The organism is Rhodococcus shunpengi (assembly GCF_048381395.1).
Taxonomy (GTDB): domain Bacteria; phylum Actinomycetota; class Actinomycetes; order Mycobacteriales; family Mycobacteriaceae; genus Rhodococcus.
In genome coordinates this window covers 390433-396659 of sequence record NZ_JBLWIU010000036.1, presented here as the reverse complement: position 1 = coordinate 396659, position 6227 = coordinate 390433, and the positions used below count along the sequence as shown (strand labels likewise).

Sequence of the window (6227 nt, the reverse complement as noted above, 5' to 3'; positions counted from 1 at the left end):
TTATCTCCCCGGGCGCGCACGATCCGCACGGGTGTGCGCATCACAGAAACGGCGCTGTCTCCCCGACACGGCGCCTAATTCCGACCACCGTATCGTGCCTGAATCGCCGTTCGTTTCTCAGGCCGAATGTTGATTCGCGACAGATCGTGCCCGTAGTGCTCGAGCAGTCGCGGGTCCATTATCCGCCGCCACAGGGGCGGGAACAGCGCCAGGATGATCAATACCGCGTAGCCGGCCGGCAGCTGCGGCGCCTGCGGCATGGACCGCAGGGTCTGGTAACGGCGCAGGGGATTGGCGTGGTGGTCGCTGTGCCGCTGCAGGTTGTAGAGGAACAGGTTGGAACACACGTGGTTGCTGTTCCAGCTGTGCTGGGGTTGCACGCGTTCGTAGCCGCCGTCCGGTCGCTTCTCGCGCAGCAGTCCGTAGTGCTCGAGATAGTTGGCGCCCTCGAGGAACATGATCGCCATGACGGCCTGGACGACGAGCCACGGAGCGATCGACCAGCCGAACACCGCGATGAGCGCGGCGTAGAGAACGACGCTCAGCGCCCATGCGTTGAGGATGTCGTTGTGCCGCACGTTCCAGAAGGATGTACCGCGACGCTCGAGGCGGCCCTTCTCGTAGCGGATCGCCGAGCGGAGGCTGCCGAACACCGAGCGCGGCAGGAACCGCCAGTAGCTCTCCCCCATGCGGGCGGTGGCCGGGTCCTCCGGGGTCGCGACGCGCGCGTGGTGTCCACGATTGTGTTCGACGTAGAAATGGCCGTAGAACGACTGGGCGAGGGCGATCTTCGCGAGACGCCGCTCGAGGGTGGTGCGTTTGTGGCCGAGTTCGTGCGCCGCATTGATGCCGACACCGCCGACGATGCCGAGCGTGGCGGCCATCGCGAATCGTTCGGCGCCGCCCATGGGTTGCGACACCCACATCCAGCACCCGAAGGCCAGGCCTGCGTATTGGAGCGGGAGATAGAGATAGGTGCAGTAGCGGTAGTACCGGTCGTTCTCGAGCGTCCGCATCATGCTCTCGGGCGGATTGCTCGTGTCGAGTTTCGCGAACGCGTCGACCAGCGGGCAGATGATGGCGATGACCAGTGCACCGGTGGCCCAGAAGACGCCGAGGTGCAGATATTCGACGAGGAAGTAGGCGATGAACGGGCTCAGCGGTACGACGAGTCCGTACAGCCAGAGGCGCTTCTTGGGGTCGGTCCATCGATCGTGTGCCGCACTGCGAGGAGTAGCCGAATCCACAAACACCCATTCCCCCACGAAGGAAAAACCGTCCGGTACGAATCCCCCCGCACCGGAGAAAACAAACTGTTACCCCACGACTCGGATATACCTTACAAGCCGTACTTACCGACAGGTAGGTCCATACCTTCCTGTTGTGGTGGAGAGCACACGACGACGGCGCCGCACCGGAAGATGCGACGCCGTCGAACGCGGAATTCTCGAAAGGGTGCGATCTAGATGATGCGCACGCCCTGAGCCTGCGGGCCCTTCTGCCCCTGACCGATCTCGAACTCGACTCGTGCCCCCTCGTCCAGGGTCTTGAAGCCCGACCCCTGGATCTCGGAGTAATGGACGAAAACGTCTGCTCCCCCACCATCCTGCTCGATGAAGCCGAAGCCCTTTTCCGCGTTGAACCACTTGACAGTGCCCTGCGCCATACCACTTGCTCCTTGCATTCCCCCACGTCACCCCGACGTGCGGCCTAGATGGACCTCGATCATCGCATTGATCCGGACATTCGTCGCGCCTTGTTTCCCGAGTCGTTACCGCAACTGAGAAAACGCGGATGAAATCGTGTTGCAGCACGGTGGCACCATGTAACCCGTGACTACCGAGGAGCAAGGCCAACTTCACCATCACATCAGCCGTCGGCTCGAGCAGTCGTCGAAGCTCCAGAACGTGCTCTACGAGATCCGCGGGCCGGTGCACGCCCACGCCGCGCGGCTCGAGGCCGAGGGGCATCGCATCCTCAAGCTCAACATCGGCAACCCCGCACCGTTCGGGTTCGAGGCGCCCGACACGATCGTGCAGGACATGATCGCGGCGCTGCCCCACGCGCAGGGCTACTCGGAGTCCAAGGGCATCGCCTCCGCCCGTCGCGCGATCGTCACGCGCTACGAACTCGTGCCTCGCTTCCCGAAGTTCGACATCAACGACGTCTACCTGGGCAACGGTGTCTCCGAGCTCATCACCATCACGATGCAGGCCCTGCTCGACGACGGCGACGAGGTGCTCATTCCGGCACCCGACTACCCGTTGTGGACGGCGATGACCTCGCTCGCCGGTGGCACACCCGTGCACTACCTGTGCGACGAGACCAACGATTGGAACCCGGACCTCGACGACATCGAGTCCCGGATCACCGAGCGCACCAAGGCGATCGTGGTGATCAACCCGAACAACCCGACGGGCGCCGTGTACTCGCAGGAGGTGCTCGAGGGGATCGTGCGCCTCGCGCGCAAGCACCAGCTGCTGCTGCTCGCCGACGAGATCTACGACAAGATCCTCTACGACGACGCCAAGCACATCTCCCTCGCCTCGCTGGCCCCCGACCTGCTCTGCCTGACCTACAACGGCCTGTCGAAGGCGTACCGCGTCGCCGGCTACCGGTCGGGCTGGATGGTCATCACCGGCCCGAAGGAGCACGCGGCAGGCTTCCTGGAAGGCATCGATCTGCTCGCCTCGACGCGCCTGTGCCCCAACGTGCCGGCCCAGCACGCGATCCAGGTGGCGCTCGGTGGTTATCAGAGCATCGAGGATCTCGTCCTGCCCGGTGGGCGCCTGCTCGAGCAGCGCGATGTCGCCTGGGAACGGCTCAACGCCATCCCGGGCGTGAGCTGCGTGAAGCCACGCGGTGCGCTGTACGCCTTCCCGCGTCTGGATCCTGAGGTCTACGACATCCACGACGACGAGAAGCTCGTGCAGGATCTGCTGCTGCAGGAGCGCATCCTCGTCACCCAGGGCACGGGCTTCAACTGGCCGAACCACGACCATCTGCGCATCGTCACGTTGCCGTGGGCACGTGATCTGGCGGTGGCGATCGAGCGGATCGGCAACTTCTTGTCCTCCTACAAGCAGTAGGAGGGCGGCTCCGACCTCGGGAAGATCATCGTTACCGAACAGTTACTTTGCGGTTTTCGGGACCAAAGTCCCTGTTTGGAGGCACGCGCTACCTACCCGAACGGACAGTTTGTCGGGTTCGTGACCATCGCCACACGCCAACCCCTCCCCAAGCCGGGGCTGGAACCAGTAATTTGTCTTATGGCACTAAGCACTACGCAATGTGCCGGGCTCCCTGATCGATCGCCATCCCCCCTGTGCGAGATCAGGTGACGGTGGCGGGGACACCCCCCCCTGCTCCCCGCCACCACCAGCCCAAATCTCCTCGCTTCTTGGCTAGCCTGTCCGGGTGAATCACGGACACGGCCATTTCAGCCACGGACACGGTCACGGCCACGGGCAGGCCGAAAGTCCCATCCCGCTCGGCCCCATCGCCGCGAAGATCGTCGTCGGCCTACTGGCCGCGATCGGTCTCCTGGTGCTCTTCGGCACAGCCCTGTTGTGGCCGAGCAGCCGTTCCGTGGACATCCCCGCCCCCTTCCAGACCAGCGGCGGTGGCGCAGTCGTCACCGAGGCCGGGACGGTCGTCGAACAGAACACCGGACCGTGCGGCAGCCCGTCCTTCGGGCGCGTCTTCACCGGTGAGCCGTCCCCTCCCTCGAGCAACACCTTCGACTGCGAACGCAGCATCGTCGCCATCGAATCCGGTCCCGACGACGGCGCCCGGACCCTCCTCGAGGTGATCCCCGGCCCGGGTCAGCCCGAACTGCAGGCCGGCGACGAGATCCGCCTCGTCCGCCAGACCGATCCGGCGGGTGCCACCCAGTACTCCTTCTACGACTACGCCCGCGGCTTCCCGCTCGCCCTGGTGGTCGCGGCGTTCGCCGTCGTGGTGGTCGCGATCGCCCGCTGGCGCGGTCTGCGGGCCCTGATCGGCCTGGGTGTCGCGTTCGGTGTGCTGGTGGTGTTCATGCTCCCGGCGCTCCTGGACGGCAAACCCGCCGTGCCGGTCGCGCTCGTCGGCGGTGCGCTCATCCTCTACGCGGTGCTGTATCTGGCGCACGGCGTGAATCTGAGGACCAGTTCGGCGTTGCTCGGCACACTCGCCTCGATGGTCGTGGCAGCCCTGCTGTCCTACGTCGCGATCCGGATGACGCACCTGACCGGTCTGTCGGAGGAACAGAACACCGACGTGCAGCTGTACATCGGGCACGTGTCGATCTCGGGCCTGCTGCTGGCCGGATTCATCATCGGCTCGCTCGGTGTGCTCAACGACGTCACCATCACGCAGGCGTCGTCGGCATTCGAACTCGCCGGGCTCGATCCCGAGTCGTCGCGCCGGGAGATCTTCTCGGCGGCGATGCGTGTGGGCCGCGACCACATCGCCAGCACCGTCTACACGCTCGTCCTCGCCTACGCGGGCGGCGCGCTGCCGCTACTGCTGCTGTTCTCGGTGGCCGGGCGGTCGATCACCGATGTGATCACCGGCGACGCCGTGGCCATCGAGGTGGTCCGCGCATGCGTCGGCGGTATCGCGCTGACGTTGTCGGTGCCGCTCACCACGGCGATCGCCGCCGTGCTCGCGCGTACCGACGCGCCCGGACAGCAGACGGGTGGCCGGCACGCGCGACGCGCGTGACGCTGTGCGTGACCGCCGACGGGTCGGCGGCGCGTGACGTCAGGGAAGCCGGATCTGCGGCAGCGGGGGCAGCTCGATCGTCGGCAGCGGCGGCAGCGTCGGGACCGGCACTCCCAGCCCCGGGATGGTCGGAACCGGAGCGGGTGGAGGTTCGGGGGCCGGGGGGACCGGGCGCGGCGAATAGGTCGTCGGAGCCGGCTCCGGCTCGACCGTGGTGGTGGTCGTGGTGACCTGCGTGGGCGCCACCGCCGGCGCGGGGTTCTGCCGCGGCGCACCGGTCGTCGGCGGAGTGTACGACTGGGTCGGGCTCGTCTCGTCGGTCGACGAACTCGTGAAGCCGGTGCTCAGCGCCACCCCGATGACCGCGACGACCGCGAGGGCCGTGCCCGCGATACCGGCGCCGGAGATCTGCTTGCCGCTGACCGACGGACCGCGACCGGCCAGCGTCGACCACCACGGCTTCTTCGCGTCGGCGGACTCCGGCCCGGATGCGGCGGCTGCGGTCGTCTGCGCGGGGGCCGCAGCGGCGACGACCGGGATCTGTTCGGTCTCGGCGCTGGTCGACGACGGGCGGCCCGGCACGATGCGGGTGAGGGTGCTCGCCGGCTGCGAGTTCGCAGGCTTCGCGGCGGCCATCGCCCCGCCCTTGGCGAGGACGAGTTCGGGCTCGTGCGGCACCACCAGCGGCAGTCCGAGCCACGAGCGCAGCACCTCCTGCACGAGCGGGATGTGCGCGCCGCCGCCGAGCAGGACCACGGCCTCGGGGTTGCGACCGGCACGGGAGATCACCTGGTGCACGAACTGCGCCGACGACTCGACGCACTGCGCGATGAGCGGATCGAAGGTCTCGCGTGACATGAGCACGACCCCTGCCGCGCCCGGCACGGCCACGGTCTCGCTCTGCGAGAGCTTCTCCTTGGCCTCGCGGCACTGGGCCGACAATTCGTCGTCGGTGGCGGGATCGTCGGGGCGCCACACACCGTTGGTGTCGAGTTGGTGGTCGCGGATCACGTTGTCGAAGACGCGGCCGCCGATGCTGTCGGTGCGTTCGGCGAGCACCTCGCGGGAGACGAGGTCGACGACGGTGACGGTGAGCCCGGCGTCGCCGAGGTCGTAGAAGACGGCGGTGTTGCTCCCGAGTTCGCCGGTGGCCTGCAGATAGGTGACGGCGGCCTCGGGTTCGGAGACGAGCAGGTAGCGGTCGATGTGTTCGACGGTCATCGCCGCGCGCAGGCGCTCGGCCTGGGCCTGGTCGCGGTAGACCAGTCCGACCCGCTCGACCGGATCGCCCGCGACACCGGTCTGGAAGAGGACCCCGAGAGTGCCTGCCGCCAGCCGCGCCGGATCGTCCTTACCGGTTTCGACCACCTGGAACTGGAACCCCGCCGTCGGGGTCGTTCGATCCACCGGCCGCACCACCCGAACGGCGCTCTCCCCCACGGTCACACCGAGAATAGAACTCATCAGCCGCCTTCGACGTTGGATGCGCCAGCCGCGTCAGCTTCCCCCGGCGCCCGAAA

The 6227-nt window shown here is 67.0% G+C and carries 5 protein-coding genes; 2 read left to right on the top strand and 3 right to left on the bottom strand.

Translation table 11 applies throughout. The features are described 5' to 3' along the window. Window positions 1-74: 74 nt before the first annotated feature. The gene (locus tag ACNJ7K_RS25980; protein WP_487042481.1) at window positions 75-1247 is read right to left on the bottom strand and encodes an alkane 1-monooxygenase; all 1173 of its coding nucleotides are present in this window, start codon (window positions 1245-1247) and stop codon (window positions 75-77) included. Window positions 1248-1462: 215 nt separating this feature from the next. Further along, window positions 1463-1666 (bottom strand): cold-shock protein, encoded by a 204-nt coding sequence (locus ACNJ7K_RS25975; protein ID WP_120280264.1) that lies wholly within the window; start codon window positions 1664-1666, stop codon window positions 1463-1465. Between the two features lie 166 nt (window positions 1667-1832). On the opposite strand from ACNJ7K_RS25975, the gene ACNJ7K_RS25970 reads away from it, so the two are divergent. Both ACNJ7K_RS25970 and ACNJ7K_RS25965 read left to right on the top strand, forming a co-directional pair. Further along, a complete protein-coding gene (locus tag ACNJ7K_RS25970) occupies window positions 1833-3089 on the top strand; it encodes a pyridoxal phosphate-dependent aminotransferase (RefSeq protein WP_120280265.1) in 1257 nt (418 codons plus the stop codon). Between the two features lie 328 nt (window positions 3090-3417). After that, window positions 3418-4707 (top strand): YibE/F family protein, encoded by a 1290-nt coding sequence (locus ACNJ7K_RS25965; protein ID WP_120280266.1) that lies wholly within the window; start codon window positions 3418-3420, stop codon window positions 4705-4707. Between the two features lie 39 nt (window positions 4708-4746). On the opposite strand, the gene ACNJ7K_RS25960 is transcribed toward ACNJ7K_RS25965, so the two are convergent. Continuing rightward, window positions 4747-6171, bottom strand: a complete 1425-nt coding sequence (locus ACNJ7K_RS25960) for a DUF7159 family protein (protein ID WP_230791565.1) — start codon at window positions 6169-6171, stop codon at window positions 4747-4749. Window positions 6172-6227 lie beyond the last annotated feature (56 nt).

Coding starts and splice junctions, on each gene's coding strand:
- ACNJ7K_RS25975 (WP_120280264.1), bottom strand. CDS start 1,666: ATGGCGCAGGGCACTGTCAAGTGGTTCAACGCGGAAAAGGGCTTCGGC.
- ACNJ7K_RS25960 (WP_230791565.1), bottom strand. CDS start 6,171: ATGAGTTCTATTCTCGGTGTGACCGTGGGGGAGAGCGCCGTTCGGGTG.